We start from the raw sequence: 17,782 nt of genomic DNA, 5'->3' as shown, positions 1-17,782 counted from the left end.
GTAATAATCGCAAAGGCTCTTGCCCAGGAAGGAAAGATACTTCTTATGGACGAGTTCACAACTCATCTGGACCCGGGGCACGCAAGAAGAGTAGGAAAAATCGCGACTGATCTCGTCCGCGCAAAGGGACTAAGTGCGATAGCGATCTTCCACGATATAAATCAGGCGGTCGAGATTTCAGACAGGCTCTTATTCATCAATAATGGAATAGTGATTACTTCAGGCAAGGTCTGGGATGTCGTTACTCCGGAAATCATTAGGCAGGTTTACGACCTCAAATCAAAAATCATGAAAAACCCGATCAGCGGGCTACCACTGGTAGTATTCCACGATTAAGACATGGGATTGCTTACATCAGCTGGCTCGGCACCTGTTATACTTACAAGTTCTTCGAAATTAGTCTCGACAGCGGAACCGGAAGTCCCCGCAGCAGGAAAAACAGTCTCATACTGTTGAAGAGACTGGTCGACAATGATTTTGACTCCTGAGAGTCCAAAGGGGCAAACTCCGCCTAGGGAGAAACCAGTCACTCTAAGCGTTAGGGTCCCATCGGCCAGACGAGGTTTCTCACCGGCTATCTTCTTCAACTTAGAAAGCGAGACCTTCCGATCACCGGGGCAGACTACAAGATAAGCTCTACCACTTTTGCAGGTGAAGAGAATCGACTTCGCAATTTGGCCGACTTTCACCTTCAACATCTTCGCAGCCGTCGTGGCTGTGGGTGTAGTCCCTTCGGGAAATTCGTAGAACTTCAGGTCGTTGGCCTTCAGTATTGCAAGCACCTTTTCTGGTATCATCGTGCACCTCCGGGAAGGGAATTGAACTATGATACCACGAGTCCAGAAGTGAACTCTATCACTTATTGCGCAAGCGGAGATGAAAATCCAAAAGGAAGAAGCTTTCGCTAAAATGAAAAGTGTCCACTCCTTCTGCGAAACTTCTCTATTCAAATATACATTCCATTACTTCAATTAAGAAATCGAAAAAAGGTCATTTGGATGCGGTACACGAATACTCTTATTTACAGTCGCAAGCGAGAGCTTATTTGAGCTCATCTACACTCTCTCCATCAATACCGGGCCACTCTCGATAAAAATTCAACAATGCCTGCAGAAACGCATATTTCTATACACTCTTTAGGCAGTTCGTCACAACCTTTAGTTTAATTCAACGTCAATCCCCTTCAATGCGACAATCCAGCCCCTTCCAATAATCAATGGCTGGCGCCATACAGAACTCCGCACAAAAAAACTAGTCGACAAACTCTTTCCGACCGTCTCAAGTTAAAAGTTCGGTTTCCTGATCGCCTTCACCTCCTGATTAGCAATGTTTTTCCAATATCACGAAATATGTTTATAAAAACTATTTATTGCCTTTGGTTTACTATATGGTGTTATGGTAAACTATTAGTGTACATGCTCAAGTACCCTATCCAAATTCAATTATTGGAGGTGGTATTATGAGGCTTACGGTAATTCTACTTCTGCTCTGTTTTCTTCTCTCAGTCTCTTTCGCAAACGATCAGGTTAAAGAAATGGAGACGCGAGTCGAACTGCCAGGCTGCTACATCATCAGATGCTACGGAAGCTGTTTCCGGGGCGATCAGGGATACGACTGCGTACTAACGGGTAGAGCGGCGAACTACGATGGCAACGGAAATCCACTGGCCGTAACATTACATCTCTATCTAGATTGTTACGTCGCTTACTTCCTTGTTCAGTCCTGCAGTTCCAGCGGTGATTTTTCCGGCATCGGAGAGGTTGAAGGTTCGGTCGGTTGTTTCATAAACACCGGGCCTTATGAAGGCTCCTGCTTCACTTACGAGTCCTCGTGTGCCTGTTCGGACTCATAAATTTTCTCCGAAATGTCACAGATAACTGGAGGTGATTTTATGAAAAGGACAATGCTTTTTCTAATACTTTCTATGTGTTTCGCAACTACCTTTGCCGCCGGCCTTACAGGCTACTTGACTCAACAGATTCCATGGACGGCCGGAAACGAAATGACGCTCGTACCGCTAGGCGAATCAAAACCTGACACTCTGGAAACTCCATATATAGAAGGGCTGAAGTACGGCCTTCTCGAGCTCGGTGCCAGGCCGATAGCATTCGCGCTCATACCCGGAGAGATACCCTTCCTGTGGATCGACGCAAACAACAACGGCATAGTGCTTGACGACCCGACGATCGCACCAGACTTAAAGGAGACCGACCAAGACACAACGACCTACGAGTGGATTACAAGAGTCAAAGTCTTTTACGAACTCGAAGGCTATTGGGAATCAAGATCTGTCAAACTGTTAGCCAGAAAGACGGGCTTGACTGGCGAGTTCGAGTTCCGATACTGTTTGTACGAACACATGGAGGGGTTAGTCTGGGCCGAAGACGGCCCGAGAAAGATCAAACTCTTCACGCTCGACCCCAAAGGTTTTTACTATACCGACCAGGTTTACTTCGGAGTCGATACGGACGGCGACGGCGAAATAGCTCTAATCCACGACTCTTATGAGATCTTCCAGCATGGAGAAGTCTTCTCTTTGAACGGCAAGGCATACAGACTCGGCGAGGTTTCCGAAGACGGGAAAAAGGTCTCCTTTGAGGAGACTAAGGAGACTCCGACGGAGAAGCCAAAATTTCTCAAGGGACAACCTCTTCCGATTCCCGGAGTTCTCCAGACGGATCCAAGTGTTAATGCGGCCTTTTTCGAGGGGTCCCCCAGCCTGATCGTTCTCAGCAAAGTCTCGCCTGCGACAGTCGTCGAACCAGTATACACCGATTGCGACTGCAGTTCTCTGAGCGCTTTCGAAAGATATAGATTGGACGGAATCATCGATCTCGCCCGGAGGTACGCAGAACTGAAGGTTCTATGGGTACTCACAGGAAAGGAGCAAGCTGAGCCGGAAGCGGCGTTGTTGGAAAATATCTATTTGAGAGACGAAAGAAGCGTGGTTGATTTCTACGGCTTCCCAGGCGAGGAGAGGGTTTTCATCGTCGATTCGAAGGGCGTTATCGTTGAACTGGACAGCTACTGGGTCGACGAGGCCAGCCTCGACACTGATCGGCCGCAAAACGGAAAGTTGATGCTCAATTACTCCGACATAAAAAATACTGTAGAAGCTCTGTACAAGATCAATTGAAGATCAGACCATTGGCAAATTGAACTTTCAGCAAAACGGAGAACCGCTCTTCAAATGAATGAGAGCGGTTCTTTTTTGTTTCAATCTTCCGGCAAAAAATGTTCAACTCGTCGAGTCAATCCGTTCCCATACCGTTCACTAGCACTGCTTTCGCCAGTTCATGCGCGAGCGCGGTGAAATCCCTTCCCTCGATGTTGCTCAGCACCACCACAAAGATGTCGTCGTCAACATACCGATTTATTCTAGTCGAGGTACCCTTCGTGTCTCCGTCGTGATAAACGACCCTTCTGTACTCGCCATCTATAAGCTCGTTACCGATAAAGACTCCATAACCTGCCTCGAAGAGTTCATTCGTTGGACTCTCCATTAGTCTTAAAGAGCTTTCTGAAAGCACTTCTCCGGAGGAAAGCGCTCTGTCCCACAGATACAGATCATACACAGTGGAGTATAACCCCCCCGCTCCGCCAGGAAGCCTTCTATCGACCCAATCAGCAGGTCTTACGCTAGAGAGATCTATAACATAGGAATCACAGTAGTAAGGAAGACCCCATCCGCTATCGTATTCATTGTAATCATAACCGGTATTATTCATTCCCAGCGGTTCGAAGAAGTTCGTTCTCAGATAATCATCATAGCGCTTCCCGCTTGCCCTTTCTACGATGACGCTGAGAAGGAAATAAGCGCTGTTGCTGTATAGAAAGCTGCTTCCAGGTTCAAATCTCAGAGGCAGAGAGGATATGTAAGCGATTTCGGCTTCTTGAAGAGTTCTATCCTCCTCAAATTTCTTGACTTCTTCGAGAAGTTCTAACGTGTTAATCATTGTTGGGATTCCAGAAGAATGATTAAGCATTTGCTCGATCGAAATGGTATCTCCGTTAGGAAACTCAGGTATGAACTTCGCAAGTGAATCTGACAGGGAAATAAAACCATCTTCACAGAGTCTTAGAATCGCCGCCGCTGTGAACTGCTTTGTAATAGAGGCAATTCTTAATTTCTTCTCTGGAGTATTGGGAATGTTTCTCTCGATGTCGGCCATACCATAGCCACCTGCATGCAAAATGACATCTCCCCGGGAGACAAGAACAGTCCCCCAAAAACCCTCAAAGTCGATAATTCTATGCATCACATCATTGATGGGATTGGAAACCAGAGGTACAGAGCAAATCAAGACAATCATTGCTAATGCAGCAATTTTCCCTATCAACGGGCACCTCCTGCAAATGGAAAAAGTATCGGGTATAACTACATAATAACCTATGGCAGACCATCTCAGAAAGAATTATCGGGATATTCCACCAAGATGTTAGCTTCAGGCTTTTTCGCAGTTTCTTAAGGGCAGTCGTATCCACGTTTTTCCGAGGTTTGAAATCAACAAATGCAGTTCTGAAGCACCCGTCTCGGAGACCAAAACAACGAAGACTACCTACGGATATTTATGAAGGTTGACAAACAGGAAAAAACTATAACAATCTTCGCATAAAGCAGATCAACGTAATCTGCGATAAACTATTGATGAAACGGAAAGATCTGGCAAATTACTCCAGAATATTTCTCAACAAAGCTAGAGTTAGGTCTTTCCACTCTTAAAAGTTAAAATATCAAACGATGCTATTTACCGAATATTACACCCGGATTGAATGATGCGCTAATGGGTTAGTTTGGGGAGGAATGAAGTGAGAAGAATTGTCTTAGTCTTGATATTGTTGCTTTTTGCTGTTACTAGTTTGCTTTCACAGAGAATAGTGGTCGCAGTGATGCAGGATCCCGATTTTCTTGATCCACACAGGGCAGCTGCTTCTGGCACTTACGAAATGATGTTCAATGTATTTGAGGGTCTCCTCAAACCCGACTCGAATGGAAGTGTTGTTCCGGCTGTGGCCGAAAATTACCATATATCGGAGGATGGTCTGACCTATACTTTTACGTTAAGAAGCGGTGTGAAGTTCCATAACGGATTTGAGGTCACGGTTGACGATGTTCTGTACTCTCTCAACAGGCTGAAAGGAAACAATCAGGAACGGGGTCTTTCATCAGACTTCGAAAAATTCGTCTCAAAGATCGAAGCGGTAGATGAGAAGACAATAAAGGTGGAACTCAATACCTTGAACACCGACTTTCTCGAAAAGTTCATCATTGCGATAATTCCAGCAAATAATGACAACCATGAAGTCAACCCGATAGGAACTGGACCGTTCAGATTCGTCAAGTATCAGCCTGGTCAGAGGCTTGTAATAGAGAAATTCGACGAATACTGGAATCCCGAGCTGCCAATAGTGGACGAAGTCGAATTCAGAATAATTCCCGACAACCAGGCTGCTATAATGAGTTTTATGGCCGGGGAAGTTCAGATACTTCCGAGACTCGATGCAATCCAGGCAATGGTTCTGGGTAATCGGTTCAACTTAATAACAGCAGAGCAAAACATGGTCCAGCTGATGGCAATGAACCATGCGGTCAGCCCCTTCAACGATATAAGAGTCAGGAGGGCGATTAACTATGCTGTGGACAAGGAAGAGATTATTGAAATAGTGGCTGGCGGTTACGGGACGAAGCTCGGCTCAAACATGTCGCCGATAATGAGCAGATATTATCAGGAGGGTCTCGAGGATTATTATCAACCCAGTTTGATAAGGTCAAAGCAGCTTCTTTCTGAGGCAGGGTATCCCGACGGTTTCAGCACAAAGATCACAGTACCTTCGAACTACCAGTTTCACATAGATACGGCTCAGATAATTGTCGAACAGCTTAAGAGAGTTGGCATAGAAGCCGAAATAGAGCTGGTAGAATGGAGTGTATGGCTGGACAAGGTCTATACGTCGAGAGAATACGAAATGACAATAATTGGTCTTACTGGGAAACTAAGCGCTTACGATATTCTGAGGAGGTACGTTTCCGATTACCCGAGGAACTTCTACAACTACTTCAACAGCGAATACGATCGAGTGGTCAAAATGGCCATTGAGAAAACGGACATTGAAGAGAAGGCCTCTCTATTCAAGCAGGCACAGATAATCCTCACAGAAGATGCTGCGGCAGTTTACATAATGGATCCCAACTTCATCGTGGCGCTTGCTCCCGATCTATTCGGGTACAAGGTCTATCCACTGTACGTACAGGATATGTCAACTCTTTATTACCGTTAGCGAGGAGCGTCATCTGTGTATGTATATCTGAAGAAACTCTTTGCCATGATTCTGACGGTGCTTCTGGTTTCGCTCATAGCTTTTGTGGCCTTCGAGGTGATCCCGGGGAATCCCGCACTGTCAAGACTCGGCGTAGACGCTGAAGAATCGCAGTTCGAAGCTCTTTCGGCCGAATTGGGACTGGACGATCCTCTCAACGAGAGGCTTTCAAAGTGGTTTAAGGGTCTTCTGACGGGCGATCTCGGTACTTCTATGAGATACTCAGTTCCGGTGTCTGACCTGATTATAGACAGGATACCAGTAACTCTTTCGCTGACGCTTATGGCCATGATGTTCATTACTCTAATCGGAATTCCTCTTGGAATAGTCAGTGCGAAATACGGTCACAGAATTCCCGGCATTTTGATTTCTATGATCTCACAAATCGGAATGGCCATTCCATCTTTCTGGAGCGGGATAATCTTGATGTACATATTTGGAATCGTTCTCCGCTGGGTTTCGCCTGGAGGATACGTCCCGTGGAGCGAGGACCCCGCAGGAGCTTTCAAATCTTTGCTGCTCCCAGCAATCGCAATAGCCCTTCCGTCAATTGCCTCGATTATCAGGTATACGAGAAATTCCGTAATGGATCAGATGAAGAGCGACTATGTGCAACTTGCCCTGTCTAAGGGTTTGAACATAAACTCAGTGTTGTACAAGCATGTGCTGAAGAACTCTCTCATTCCGATCGTTACAGTCCTCGGTATGATAGCGGCAAACATTCTTGGAGGCTCGATAGTGATCGAACAGGTTTTCACGCTTCCAGGTCTTGGAAGACTGTTGATCAATGCGATCTCAACCCGTGACCTACCACTCGTCCAGGGGATGGTACTGTACATTGCGTTTATAATTGTGATCATCAACTTCCTGATCGACATTGTCTATACCGCAATCGACCCTCGAATCAGATTGGGCGCACGAGGATAGTATGGACAAGAGAAGCATAAATCTCAGAATTGGAATTGTATTGATATCTCTTCTGTTCTCAATGATGATTGTGAGTCTGTTTTACACCCCGTTTTCAGTAACGGAAATCAATAGGGAAGAGCGTTTTTCACCTCCGTCAGTCCGCCATCTTTTGGGTACGGACAATTTCGGAAGAGATGTTCTCAGCAGGATCATGAAAGCTTCTCAGACGGCCTTTTTTGTCGGTCTAGTTGCCGTTTCTATCGGAACTCTCTTTGGAGTAACGATCGGTGCCGTGTCAGGTTATTTCGGAGGAATTGTCGATGAGATAATCATGAGATTCATCGATGCGATGATGGCCTTCCCCAGCATTCTCCTTGCATTGATGTTTGTTTCAGTCTTTGGGGTGGGTCTGAGAAACACGATCGTAGCAATAGGTATCATGTCGATTCCTTCTTTTGCCAGGATCACAAGGAGCGGCTTCGTTCAGCATAAAGAACTGGATTACGTAAGAAGTGCGAAGGTAAAAGGAGTTTCAAACCTGCGTATTATGTTCAGACATATTTTGCCTAATGTGCTTTCCCCAATTGTAGTAGCGGCAACTATGGGCTTTTCGAATGCAGTTCTGGCCGAAGCGGCGCTCAGTTATCTTGGACTTGGAATTCAGCCGCCCAATCCCAGCTGGGGAAGAATGCTGAGTGAGTCTCAGGTCTTCATAGCCGTCAGCCCCTGGTACGCAATAGCACCAGGGATCTTTATTACGCTTCTCGTGCTGGGCTTCAATTTTCTCGGAGATGGAATTCGGGACATGAGAGAGAAGAGAAAATAGGTGAGACATATGCGAACTGAAAGAGAGCCTCTGCTAGATATCAAAGATCTCAAAATCGCCTTCGATTCTACTGAAGGAATGCTCTACGCAGTGAAAGGCATATCTCTGGAGGTGCTCGAGAAGGAGATAGTCGGGATCGTTGGAGAATCTGGATGCGGAAAGACAGTGACAGCTCTTTCAATAATGAGGTTGCTTCCAGGCAATTCGCACCTTACAGGGAGTCTCTTCTTCTCAGGAACCGATCTACTCTCTCTCAATGAGGAGAAAATCAGGCAAATACGTGGCAAGGATATCTCGATGATCTTTCAGGAGACACTTTCATCGCTCAATCCTCTACTGAAAGTCGGATGGCAAATTGACGAGAACCTTAAGATGCACACTTCTCTCGATAAGGAAGAGAGGTTATCAAGAGTTCTTGAGATCATGAAAGCTGTCGGTCTTCCCGATCCAGAAAGGACATACGGCAAGTACCCTCACGAACTGTCGGGAGGCATGAGGCAGAGAATAGCTATAGCCATAGCCATAGTCTGCAATCCAAAACTAATAATCGCAGATGAACCGACTACTTCTTTGGATGTAACAATACAGGCTCAGATACTGGAGCTGTTAAGAAAGATAAATCGTGAGAGAAACTCCTCAATGATTTTTATTTCGCATAATCTCGGAGTGGTTCGGGAGAACTGCTCTACAGTCTACGTTATGTATGCCGGGCATATCGTTGAGAAAGCACCTGTCAATAAGCTCTTCACTGATCCGGCCCATCCCTACACAATGGGCCTCATAAAAGCCATACCCAAGAGAGACTCAAAAGGCAAAGAGCTCTTTGACATTCGAGGCCGAGTGCCGTCAATAGCGGATTCAATTCCCGGTTGCCCGTTTGAGCCAAGATGTGACTACGCCGTCGAAAAATGCAAGAAAGAGTTCCCCGGCTTCAAAAAGATGGCCAGTGATCACGAAGCGAGATGCTTCCTTGCTGGAGAGATTTGATGAAGAGAGATATTCTGGAGATTCATAATCTTAGAAAACATTACAGGCTGAGAAGAACCCGACTGCTGAAGAAGCCGGGATCGATCAAGGCACTTAACGGAGTTTCCTTAAGTATCTCTAAAGGAGAATCTTTCGGACTTGTAGGTGAGTCGGGGTGTGGAAAATCAACTGCCGCCTATACAATCGTGGGGCTATTAAAACCGACCGAGGGAAGGATCCTCTTCAAAGGCGACGACGTTACTTCGCTGAAGAGAGATCAGAACCGGGAGTTCAGAAAGAAGGTTCAGCTAATCTTTCAAGACACTTCAGGGTCCCTGAATCCAAAAGGAACGGTCGAGTGGATACTGAGAGAGCCTTTGAGAGCAATGGGAATGCAGAAGGGAGAGATCAAAGAGCTGATTGTGGAGAGTATGAACCTTGTGGGACTTGACAAGGATCTCTTGGGAAGATTCCCTCACGAGCTTTCTGGAGGTCAAAGACAGCGTGTAGGGATCATGAATGCTTTGATTCTTAATCCAGAAGTCGTAATAGCAGATGAACCGGTTTCTTCTCTCGACGTCTCGATCCAGGCACAGACGCTTAACCTTATGAACGACCTTAAGGAGAGGCTTTCTCTGACCTATCTCTTCATTTCCCATGATTTAAACGTTGTTCATTACTTCTGCGACAGAATAGCCGTCATGTATCTTGGCGAAATCGTCGAGCTCGCCGAATCCGAAGAGCTATATAGATCGCCTCTTCACCCATATACTCAATCTCTCCTTTCGGCAGTTCCCGGTGAAACCGGTCATAAGCTCGAAAGAATAATACTTGAAGGCGATGCTCCCAGTCCCTTGAACCCACCAACCGGATGCTTCTTTCACCCCAGATGTTTCAGGAGAATGGCGATTTGTTCGAGTGTGAAGCCGCGGAAGACCGAGGTAACGAAAGATCATTTTGTAAGCTGTCACCTTTACTGAGCATTCCACTCTCCCGATACTGGAACCCGAGGCGGTTTTTGACCGGCATCGCTTTAAGGAGCATGAATCAACTCTTTCACCCGATCTTCTTGAGTAGATACATACTGAACACCTGACATAAAGACAGCTTGCCATTACAGCCAGTGAGACAAAAGCAACTCCAAACGAGATTGTGTCAGCAATTCTTCCGAAGATGGGGAAGAAAACTATCATTACCAAGCTGTACATCATACTTGCAAAGGATATTATCGTTGCCCTGTTCCTTGATGGAATCAGCTTATTTATGTAGTCGTTACCCGCTACAAACAGCATGGCTTCAATCATAGTTACAATCATGAAGAAAGGCAACTTGTTTGAACAGAGAGCCACTCCCCACATGGCCGCGACGGAAACTAGAGGCAGTATGATCAGGACTTTCTTCTCCTTCAGCAGATGAGACAGCCCCTGAACCTTCATGGCCAATAATCCGGCTAGAAACGACCCGGCCGCGAGGTAAGTGCCAATCTGAAACTCCGTGCGGCCAAGTCCTTTCCAGTAGTTCTGAATGTAAAAGAATATGCAGGCGCTGAATGCCAATATAGTCTGAACAAAAAAGATGAGAAATGCAACCTTTCTATCTCTAGCGATTATTGAGAAGCTATCGACAATCTGCTTCAAGAAGCCCCGAAAGGTTTTTGAGTTACGGCCCACCGATTCAAGGATTGGCGGTTCTGTGAACGAAAGAGAATAGACCGCCGAAAATGCGATGATCCCAGCGGAAACCCAAAATGCATAGTGATAATTGTACGTTCCCAGGAACCCGCCGATTAGAAGCGCGGAAACTGAAGACACTTGAAATATGGCTTCCTGTCTCCCAAGAACCGATATGAAATTGTCTTCTTTTTTCAGATATTTGAGAGAGTCATATACAAGAGCCTCTCCAGACCCCGATTCCAGATTATACGAAAGTGCAGCGAGTACCATGAAAATGGTGAAATGAAAGAAACTCCTCGCTCCGATCAACACCAGAATACTCGCAAGAGAGAGACACCTCCCGATAGTTCTGCTGAGCTTTCTTCCGAACAAGTCTGCTACAGACCCTGTAGGGACCTCCATCGTCAAAGAGGTCACGTGGAATATTCAAGGAAACCGATCTGCGTCAAACTCATTCCCCTGGAGGCCATGTAGATCATCCAGAGACCGTTAGACAGTCTCATGTTCATAAGGAAGGAAAATAGATAGTTTTTCTTTATGTTGCTTTTCATGCGCTCAACCATATTGTTCATACACGATTTCTCCCAAAAGAAAGAGGCCGTGACACCCGTCACGGCCTCTTGATTCACAGCTAAGATTTCAGAGCAATCCAGGCTCGACGAGATAGCATTCACCCACGGAACCTGAAAATCCGCCCAAAATAGCTCTTCTATAGGCCTGAATATCTTCCAGCATATGGGTTCGCTCCTTCTCCTGGATTGAGTTAGGAATATTATATATCAAATATGCTCATAAAAGAAATCCCCATCGGTGCCGCGCTCTCAGCCTTCCTCCTCAGAATTGTGAAGGAGAGTATTTGCGCTTCTCCTCAATTTCGACTCGTCATAGGAATCCGCAAGAATCTCTTTTGTGCGTGAAAATGAGTCTATATCAATCTTCTCTGAATACTCGAAGCTCTTCAATATACCTTCTTCAATGGTGAGAATCTTTTCACCATGTTCTGCAATGAACTGCCTGTCGTGACTAATGAAGAAAAACCCTCCCGAGAAGTCGTTGAGAAGTCTGTCAAGCACTTCGAGAGATTCAATATCCAGGTGATTGGTTGGCTCGTCCATAAAGATGAACTCAACCTTTGAAAGAAGAGATTTCAGTAAGGCAAGTCTCATCAACTCTCCATAGCTCAGCGTTTTTATCTCCGAAAAAGCCTTCTCTCCCTTTAGACCGATATTGGCAAGGTGACTTCTTACGGCGGGCTCTTCCAGTTCAAGATCGGCGATTTCTTCATAGGGAGTCGTATTTTCGAAGAGTTCTGCGACATTCTGTGGAATATACATCCAGTTCACACTCTCGTTTCTGTAAATCCTGCCACCCGACGGTTCCAGAATCCCTACAAGACACTTCATAAGAGTTGTTTTCCCCGAACCATTCGGGCCCATGAGACCTACTCTGTCTGAGGTATCTATGTCAACAGAGGCCTCCCTTATAACTTCATTTTCTTCGTAAGAGAACGATAGGCTATCCACCATGACCATTTTTCTGTTCGGAACTCCATATTTGGGAATTCTTACAGTAACTGGCTTCTCCACAAAGGGTTTTTCGCACTCCAGTTCACCGATCAGTCTTTCGGTCCTTTTCTGTACAGCCAGCGCACGTCTGGCTAGTTTGGCCGCCATATGTCCTTCATGGCCTTTATCGCTTGCGGATCTCTTTGAAGCCTCTCTTGAATCTGACCAGCTCTTCCTTCTGGTCGCATCGAGTTCCAGTTGACGTATCTTCTTACTTATCTCTTCGCTTTTCTTTTGTCTTGAGAGGAAATCGCTTTCCAAATGTGCCAGCATCTCAGAATATCCGCCTCGAGCTCCTATTGCCTCTCCCCTTTTAAGATAGATCGTCTTGTGAGCGACTCTGTCGATGAATCTCCTGTCGTGGCTTACTACGATAACTCCAACACCCCTTTCGCTTAGTGAGGTTATGATCTCCTCAAGCCTCAAGGTCATTTCTATGTCGAGATGGTTTGTAGGCTCGTCAAGCAAGAAAAGACTCGAACCGGAAAGAACTCCCCTGACGAGTGAGAGAATTCTCTTCTGCCCATGTGAAAGATTCATATACGGGAAATCCAGGCTGTCAACATTGACACCAAACTCATTTAGAGATGAAGAAATCTTCGTTTCAAACTCGAATCCCCCAACATTATGAAATTCATTTATTAGTTCCGCATAGGTCATAGGATCATCTAGAGAGCTGCCCAGTCTATCATGGATATCGAAGAGCTCCTTTCTCGCCCCCAGTAGATACTCCTTCACTGTCCCATGAAAGTCGGCAATCTCCTGGTTGACAAGAAGCGGGTCGATACCTTGCTCTATAGTTATCTTCCCTTCCGAGGGAGTGATTTCACCTTTGATGGATTTCAGGAGAGTCGACTTGCCGGCACCGTTTGCCCCGGTGACAGCCAAAATCTCTCCTGCAGCGAGATCGAGACTGACTTTCTTAAGAACGTCTACGCTTCCAAAGGAAATTGAAAGATTGTGTATTTGAAGCAAATTGATCACCTCCAGTAAGGCTTAAAGCTCAAAGTTATTTGAATTGAACGGCTAAATAGGATTGCGGTCTTTCGATGTTTTTTGAGGAAGTATTCAGTTTTGTAGATTAAAGAAGTCTTTTCTTCATTTCAGCACCTGCTGGTTTGTGATCACTTACTTATAGCATATCGAGGCTAGTCAAGTCAATTAGCCGTAAATCTGTCAGTTAAATAATGATTCTAAGAATATTCTTGCCGTTTTCGTAAGAGTATTCTATCCCTCTAGAAAACCTTCTAATGAGGTAAACACCCATTCCACCGCTCTGGAGAAGCTCGATATCCTCGAGGTCTGGCTCATCAACCTCAAGTGGATTGAACTCTTTGGAAGTGTCTTCGATAGTAATAGTCACTCTGCCTTCTCCAATAGTTAGGTCAACAGATATGAGGTCTTCTTCGCCAAGTTCCCCATGCTTCACGATATTCGAGCAAGCCTCGATCACTATGAGCCCTGCTCTGAAACCGGTTTCGTTGCCTATGCTCTTTCTGACTATATCGGATAGCTTCGCAGAGAAAGCATCTATTTTGCTCAAATTGGGCTCGACCATGAAGCGGTAGTTCTTCTCACCCATTGTTCAGCACGCATTCTTGACAGCTTCTTCAACGCTGCAATCTTTGACGATAAAAAGCCTGTCAAGCCTCAGTGTGTTAAGCAGTTTCTTTATCTCCTCGGAGAGATTCACCAGAACCAGATCATTACCCTGCCCGGCGATAGTCTTGTAAATACTTATGAGAGCGGCAATGCCCATCGAATCAATAAATTCGATATTAGTCCCATCAAGAATTACTCTCGAACAGCTCTTCAGATCTACTGTATCCTGCCACTTTCTGAAATTTGAAGACGTTTCCCCCGTAATTCTCGCCCTCTTCACGAGAGAAATCACGCCGATATTATCTTTCGCCAACCTGAACTCAAACATCTTTCACTCAACTCCTCATTTTATAGATTTCTATTTGTAAGGGGGCAAAACTAGAATTCTATAAGCAGCGCCGTAATATCGTCTTCGGCAAGCACATTGCCTTTAAAATTCTCATATGCATCTTTCAAACGCCCAGAGGCTCTCTTGATATCGATTTTCGAACAGCTTCCCAAGAGATCTATCAATCTATCCTCACCGAACATTTCGCCGTTTTCATTCGCCACTTCTATCAGTCCGTCAGTGTATAGCAAGAGCCGATCCCCACTAAGAAAAGGGATTTTTGCAACGTCTCCCCGAATCATATTTATACCAACCAGGCCCTCTCTCTCTCTGTCAAGTAATTCGACAGACCCATTTCTTTGCATCAATGGCGATGGGTGTCCTGCATTTGAAAGAAGAGCAAAGCCTTCCGCAAGATCCACGACCAATGAAACGATTGTGAAGAAAAGGTTGAATCTCTCGAATACAAAGCTCTTGTCGAGCTCCTTCATGAAAACGCCCAGGTCGAAATCCCTATCTCCCATACTGGTTCTGAAATCCTCAATGAACCTGTGAACCATTACAGAAAGCATTGCGGCATTCACTCCGTGGCCCGACATATCTGCGAGATATACAAAGAAACGATTGTCGCTCAATTTGAAAACATCGAATATGTCCCCACCAACTCTATAAGAAGGTTCATAGATCCATTCAACGGCCAGGCCCTGTGGATTGCTTTGGGGAACTAACGCGTTCTGTATCTTTCCCGCTGCCAAAACGTCGCTTTCAAGATTGTCCACTGCAATCCTCAACGACTTTATGAGATCATGAAGCTTCAGTTGGGTATTCACTCTGAGAATTACCTCTTCTGGAAGAAAGGGCTTCGAGATGAAATCAACTGCGCCAGAACTAAGCGCGGTGAGTTTGCTTTCCCGGTCGGCAGATCCCGTAAGGACAATAACGGGAATAGCTTCAAGTTCTGGATCTTGCTTCAACTCTGTGAGAATATCCAGTCCGTTGTAGTCAGGCAACATGAGATCCAACAAGATCATATCTGGCTTTCCCCTGGACAGCGAGGAGAACGCCGACTCACCATCTGCACTTTCTACCACTTCATGTTCATCTCTCGCGAGTATCGATTTCAGGAGAACCCTTACCGACAGATCATCATCAACCACCAGTATTCTGCTCATCTAATCACTTCCTATTCGAAGTACCTCAAAGCTTCTGCCGGCACGATTTTCGAGGCCGAATAGCTGGGGATAATCGTTGAAACAAGTGAAGCTATATAGAAGATCAGCGTCATTGCAATTAGCTGATCCCAGGGAATATAGAGCTTCATGCCCTCCATCAAAGGAGAGGCGTAGATCTCCAGACTCGTTAGAGTTCCTGTTACTATCCCAAGAACAATACCAATGATCGCAATGAAAGACGTTTCGAGAAGGAAAGAAGAGAATACCATCTTCTTGGTGAAGCCTATTGCCTTAAGCATACCAATAATCCGCTTCCTTTCGTGCAGAGCCTTGAACATGATGATCGCAATTCCAACAATGCCCACCAGCATCCCGAAGTACAGGAAGGATCTTAGAATACTGATGGTACCCTGCAGCATGGTAGAAGTAAGGTTTATTATATCGTCTACATAGAGCATGAAGAGGCTGCCAGATGCGATCTTGTCTTGCAGGGCATCGAAGTTTCCTTTCTTTTCACCCTCGGTAGCTCCTGCAAGATTGAAGAGATACTGCCTCTCAGCGACATTCCCGGATAACTCAGTCGGAACGTTTCCTCTATATACAAGCAGACCATTCAAAAAAGATATGGTGTTCTCCGGGATCGTTGCAATTACTTTGAGATAGACGGGTTTAGAATCAATCATCTCAGAGGTGACATTTCTCCGCATTAAACCGCTTACGCCATGTCTGCTATCTCCTTGATCTATCACTCCTCTAAGTTCCAGAACATCCCCGGGTCTGACATCAGGCAGAACACTGTTCGATACGACAACTGTATCTGGATTGTCCCTGAGGTACTTCCAGAGATCATTCGGACTTGATGTACCTAGCTTTCCATCGTAATCAATTTCGACCAGCCTGTTGTTGTCAATAAAACTGTCATCGACCGAATAGATCTGCTCAAGACCGTACCGATCATCCTTTCTTACTGCTACATTCACCGCTGCAACAGTAGAAATCTCTCTTACTTCTGACTGGGACTGCAATTCACTGAAGGAAACGCTTCCATTCCCCGTGAAGGAGAAGGCTCCAACATCGAAACCGGAAAAGACCGCATCTCGACTCTTGACAAGCATCTGCTCCATAGAGTAGGGAATTATCGAAATCAGAGTGATGACAAAAATCACTACAGCAAACATAGCAATGGTTAGCCCCGTTCTCATTCGGTTTCTGGCAGAAAAAGCAACAGATATCTTGAATACGGGAGCCGCAGCTTTTGCTTTCTGGAATAGCTTATTCAAAAGGAATTCGAAGGTCTTCAAATTATATACAATCAGGAAAAGTCCGGCAAAAAGAATGGCGGCGCCTTTCGCTACCGTGAGATAAATAGATGAACCGGTGTTGGAAGCAATTAAAGAAAAGGAATTGCTAAGCATTGTAAATACAATCACTGCAATCGAGAACAAGGACTCTATCAACCTCTTGTTCTTCATTGGAACTGCAACTGGAATTAGCAGACCCGCGAGCACCACGCCGGTGAAGAACCCGGCCGCATTTCCAAGTGAGTAACCGCTGTAAGCCATGATAATCGAAAACAGAACACCCACAGCAGCAAGAATATTCAAGAGAAGCCTCTTACGGTCGTCCAGCTCTTCAGGGATGTTCCGTACGGCAGTAACAATGTTCGTTCGGGATATCTTTCTGCCTGTGTACACTATAATCACCATTGGAATTATCAGTCCCAAAAGGAAACCATAGGCGATAGAATCTAAGCGCACGAAGAAGACAAACGAACTTTGCATTGAGCTGAAAGCCATATTTGCTCCCTCAAAGGGAATGAGTGAGGCAACGTCCTCGAAGAGGTTTACAAAACTCCCCAGGATAAACCTCGCGATTGCCAGGCCGCCTAGGACTCCGATTGCCGAAGAGAAAATTGAGTAGAAAAAGCCTTCGTACAGAATCGTTTTCGAAACCTTCCTTCTTGAATAGCCTATCGCCCTGAGAGTACCTAGTTCAGTTCTCCTCTCCTGAGCAAGCATCAAGTATATATTTGTGAGAAGCAGTGCCCCCGCAAAGATAGCAAATACGCTCAACATGAGGAACAACAAACCGATATTGCCCTGGTCAACCATACTGATGGAGTCTCTTTTGACCTCTCTTACCACGAATTCCTCGCCGGCTATCTCTCTTATGCTTTTCACCACTTCATCAGTGAGTTTCTCACCTTTCAAGAAGTCGCCGCGGTTTGAGACAAGAAGTGCATTGTAATAGTCATCAACGCCGATCTTCAAAACCTCTCTGGCAGATTCGACGTCCATCAGCATAGTAAATGCATTTGGCCCCTGGTTTTCTATCTGGTAGTGAAGAACGCCATTACCTTCGACAATTCCCGCGATTCTCACTTCAGGAAGAGGTATCCAGAAGAGCAGCCTCTGTCCGGGATC

15 protein-coding genes and 1 pseudogene are annotated in these 17,782 nt (G+C 45.6%); 8 read left to right on the top strand and 8 right to left on the bottom strand.

The genetic code is table 11. From position 1 onward, the window contains the following. Positions 1 to 336: ABC transporter ATP-binding protein (locus ENN47_10265; protein ID HDP78545.1), on the top strand; the 336-nt coding region annotated here is incomplete at its 5' end. Here ENN47_10265 and ENN47_10260 read toward each other — a convergent pair. Further along, the gene (locus ENN47_10260; protein ID HDP78544.1) at positions 333 to 797 is read right to left on the bottom strand and encodes a YbaK/EbsC family protein; all 465 of its coding nucleotides are present in this window, start codon (positions 795 to 797) and stop codon (positions 333 to 335) included. The genes ENN47_10265 and ENN47_10260 overlap by 4 nt on opposite strands. Positions 798 to 1,459: 662 nt before the next feature. Here ENN47_10260 and ENN47_10255 point away from each other — a divergent pair. After that, a complete protein-coding gene (locus ENN47_10255; GenBank protein ID HDP78543.1) occupies positions 1,460 to 1,852 on the top strand; it encodes a hypothetical protein in 393 nt (130 codons plus the stop codon). 39 nt (positions 1,853 to 1,891) lie between these two features. Then, on the top strand, positions 1,892 to 3,136 hold the full coding sequence (locus ENN47_10250) for a hypothetical protein (GenBank protein HDP78542.1): 1,245 nt from the start codon (positions 1,892 to 1,894) through the stop codon (positions 3,134 to 3,136). 115 nt (positions 3,137 to 3,251) lie between these two features. On the opposite strand, the gene ENN47_10245 is transcribed toward ENN47_10250, so the two are convergent. Beyond that, a complete protein-coding gene (locus tag ENN47_10245; protein ID HDP78541.1) occupies positions 3,252 to 4,340 on the bottom strand; it encodes a class A beta-lactamase-related serine hydrolase in 1,089 nt (362 codons plus the stop codon). A gap of 469 nt (positions 4,341 to 4,809) precedes the next feature. Between ENN47_10245 and ENN47_10240 the strand changes: the two genes are divergently transcribed. The 5 genes from ENN47_10240 to ENN47_10220 are packed head-to-tail and all read left to right on the top strand — an operon-like array spanning position 4,810 to position 9,999. Next, complete coding sequence (locus tag ENN47_10240; GenBank protein HDP78540.1) at positions 4,810 to 6,279, top strand: ABC transporter substrate-binding protein; 1,470 nt, start codon at positions 4,810 to 4,812, stop codon at positions 6,277 to 6,279. Between the two features lie 15 nt (positions 6,280 to 6,294). Then, entirely contained in the window at positions 6,295 to 7,245 is a 951-nt protein-coding gene (locus ENN47_10235; protein ID HDP78539.1) for an ABC transporter permease, read from the top strand. A gap of 1 nt (position 7,246) precedes the next feature. After that, positions 7,247 to 8,053: an ABC transporter permease gene (locus ENN47_10230; protein ID HDP78538.1), complete on the top strand. Its 807-nt coding sequence runs from the start codon at positions 7,247 to 7,249 to the stop codon at positions 8,051 to 8,053. 9 nt (positions 8,054 to 8,062) lie between these two features. Next, positions 8,063 to 9,040 carry an ABC transporter ATP-binding protein gene (locus tag ENN47_10225; protein HDP78537.1) on the top strand — a complete coding sequence of 326 codons (978 nt, stop codon included), beginning with the start codon at positions 8,063 to 8,065 and terminating at the stop codon, positions 9,038 to 9,040. Next, positions 9,040 to 9,999 carry an ABC transporter ATP-binding protein gene (locus tag ENN47_10220; protein ID HDP78536.1) on the top strand — a complete coding sequence of 320 codons (960 nt, stop codon included), beginning with the start codon at positions 9,040 to 9,042 and terminating at the stop codon, positions 9,997 to 9,999. The genes ENN47_10225 and ENN47_10220 overlap by 1 nt, the downstream gene beginning before the upstream one ends. A gap of 76 nt (positions 10,000 to 10,075) precedes the next feature. Here ENN47_10220 and ENN47_10215 read toward each other — a convergent pair. The 6 genes and pseudogenes from ENN47_10215 to ENN47_10190 all read right to left on the bottom strand — a co-directional run. Continuing rightward, positions 10,076 to 11,264 (bottom strand): annotated as a pseudogene (locus tag ENN47_10215) (MFS transporter). Between the two features lie 249 nt (positions 11,265 to 11,513). Next, positions 11,514 to 13,232, bottom strand: coding sequence for an ABC-F family ATP-binding cassette domain-containing protein (locus tag ENN47_10210; GenBank protein HDP78535.1), 1,719 nt, complete (start codon positions 13,230 to 13,232; stop codon positions 11,514 to 11,516). A gap of 205 nt (positions 13,233 to 13,437) precedes the next feature. Next, positions 13,438 to 13,839, bottom strand: a complete 402-nt coding sequence (locus tag ENN47_10205; GenBank protein ID HDP78534.1) for an ATP-binding protein — start codon at positions 13,837 to 13,839, stop codon at positions 13,438 to 13,440. Positions 13,840 to 13,842: 3 nt separating this feature from the next. Next, complete coding sequence (locus ENN47_10200; protein ID HDP78533.1) at positions 13,843 to 14,187, bottom strand: anti-sigma factor antagonist; 345 nt, start codon at positions 14,185 to 14,187, stop codon at positions 13,843 to 13,845. 50 nt (positions 14,188 to 14,237) lie between these two features. Further along, entirely contained in the window at positions 14,238 to 15,359 is a 1,122-nt protein-coding gene (locus tag ENN47_10195) for a response regulator (GenBank protein HDP78532.1), read from the bottom strand. 11 nt (positions 15,360 to 15,370) lie between these two features. Then, the coding region (locus ENN47_10190) for an ABC transporter permease (GenBank protein HDP78531.1) at positions 15,371 to 17,782 on the bottom strand (2,412 nt) is incomplete at its 5' end.

The sequence above is a fragment of the Mesotoga infera genome (genome assembly GCA_011045915.1).
GTDB classification, from domain to species: domain Bacteria; phylum Thermotogota; class Thermotogae; order Petrotogales; family Kosmotogaceae; genus Mesotoga; species Mesotoga infera_D.
The sequence above is the reverse complement of the archived record's forward strand: the minus strand, read 5'-3'. Positions and strand labels throughout refer to the sequence as shown.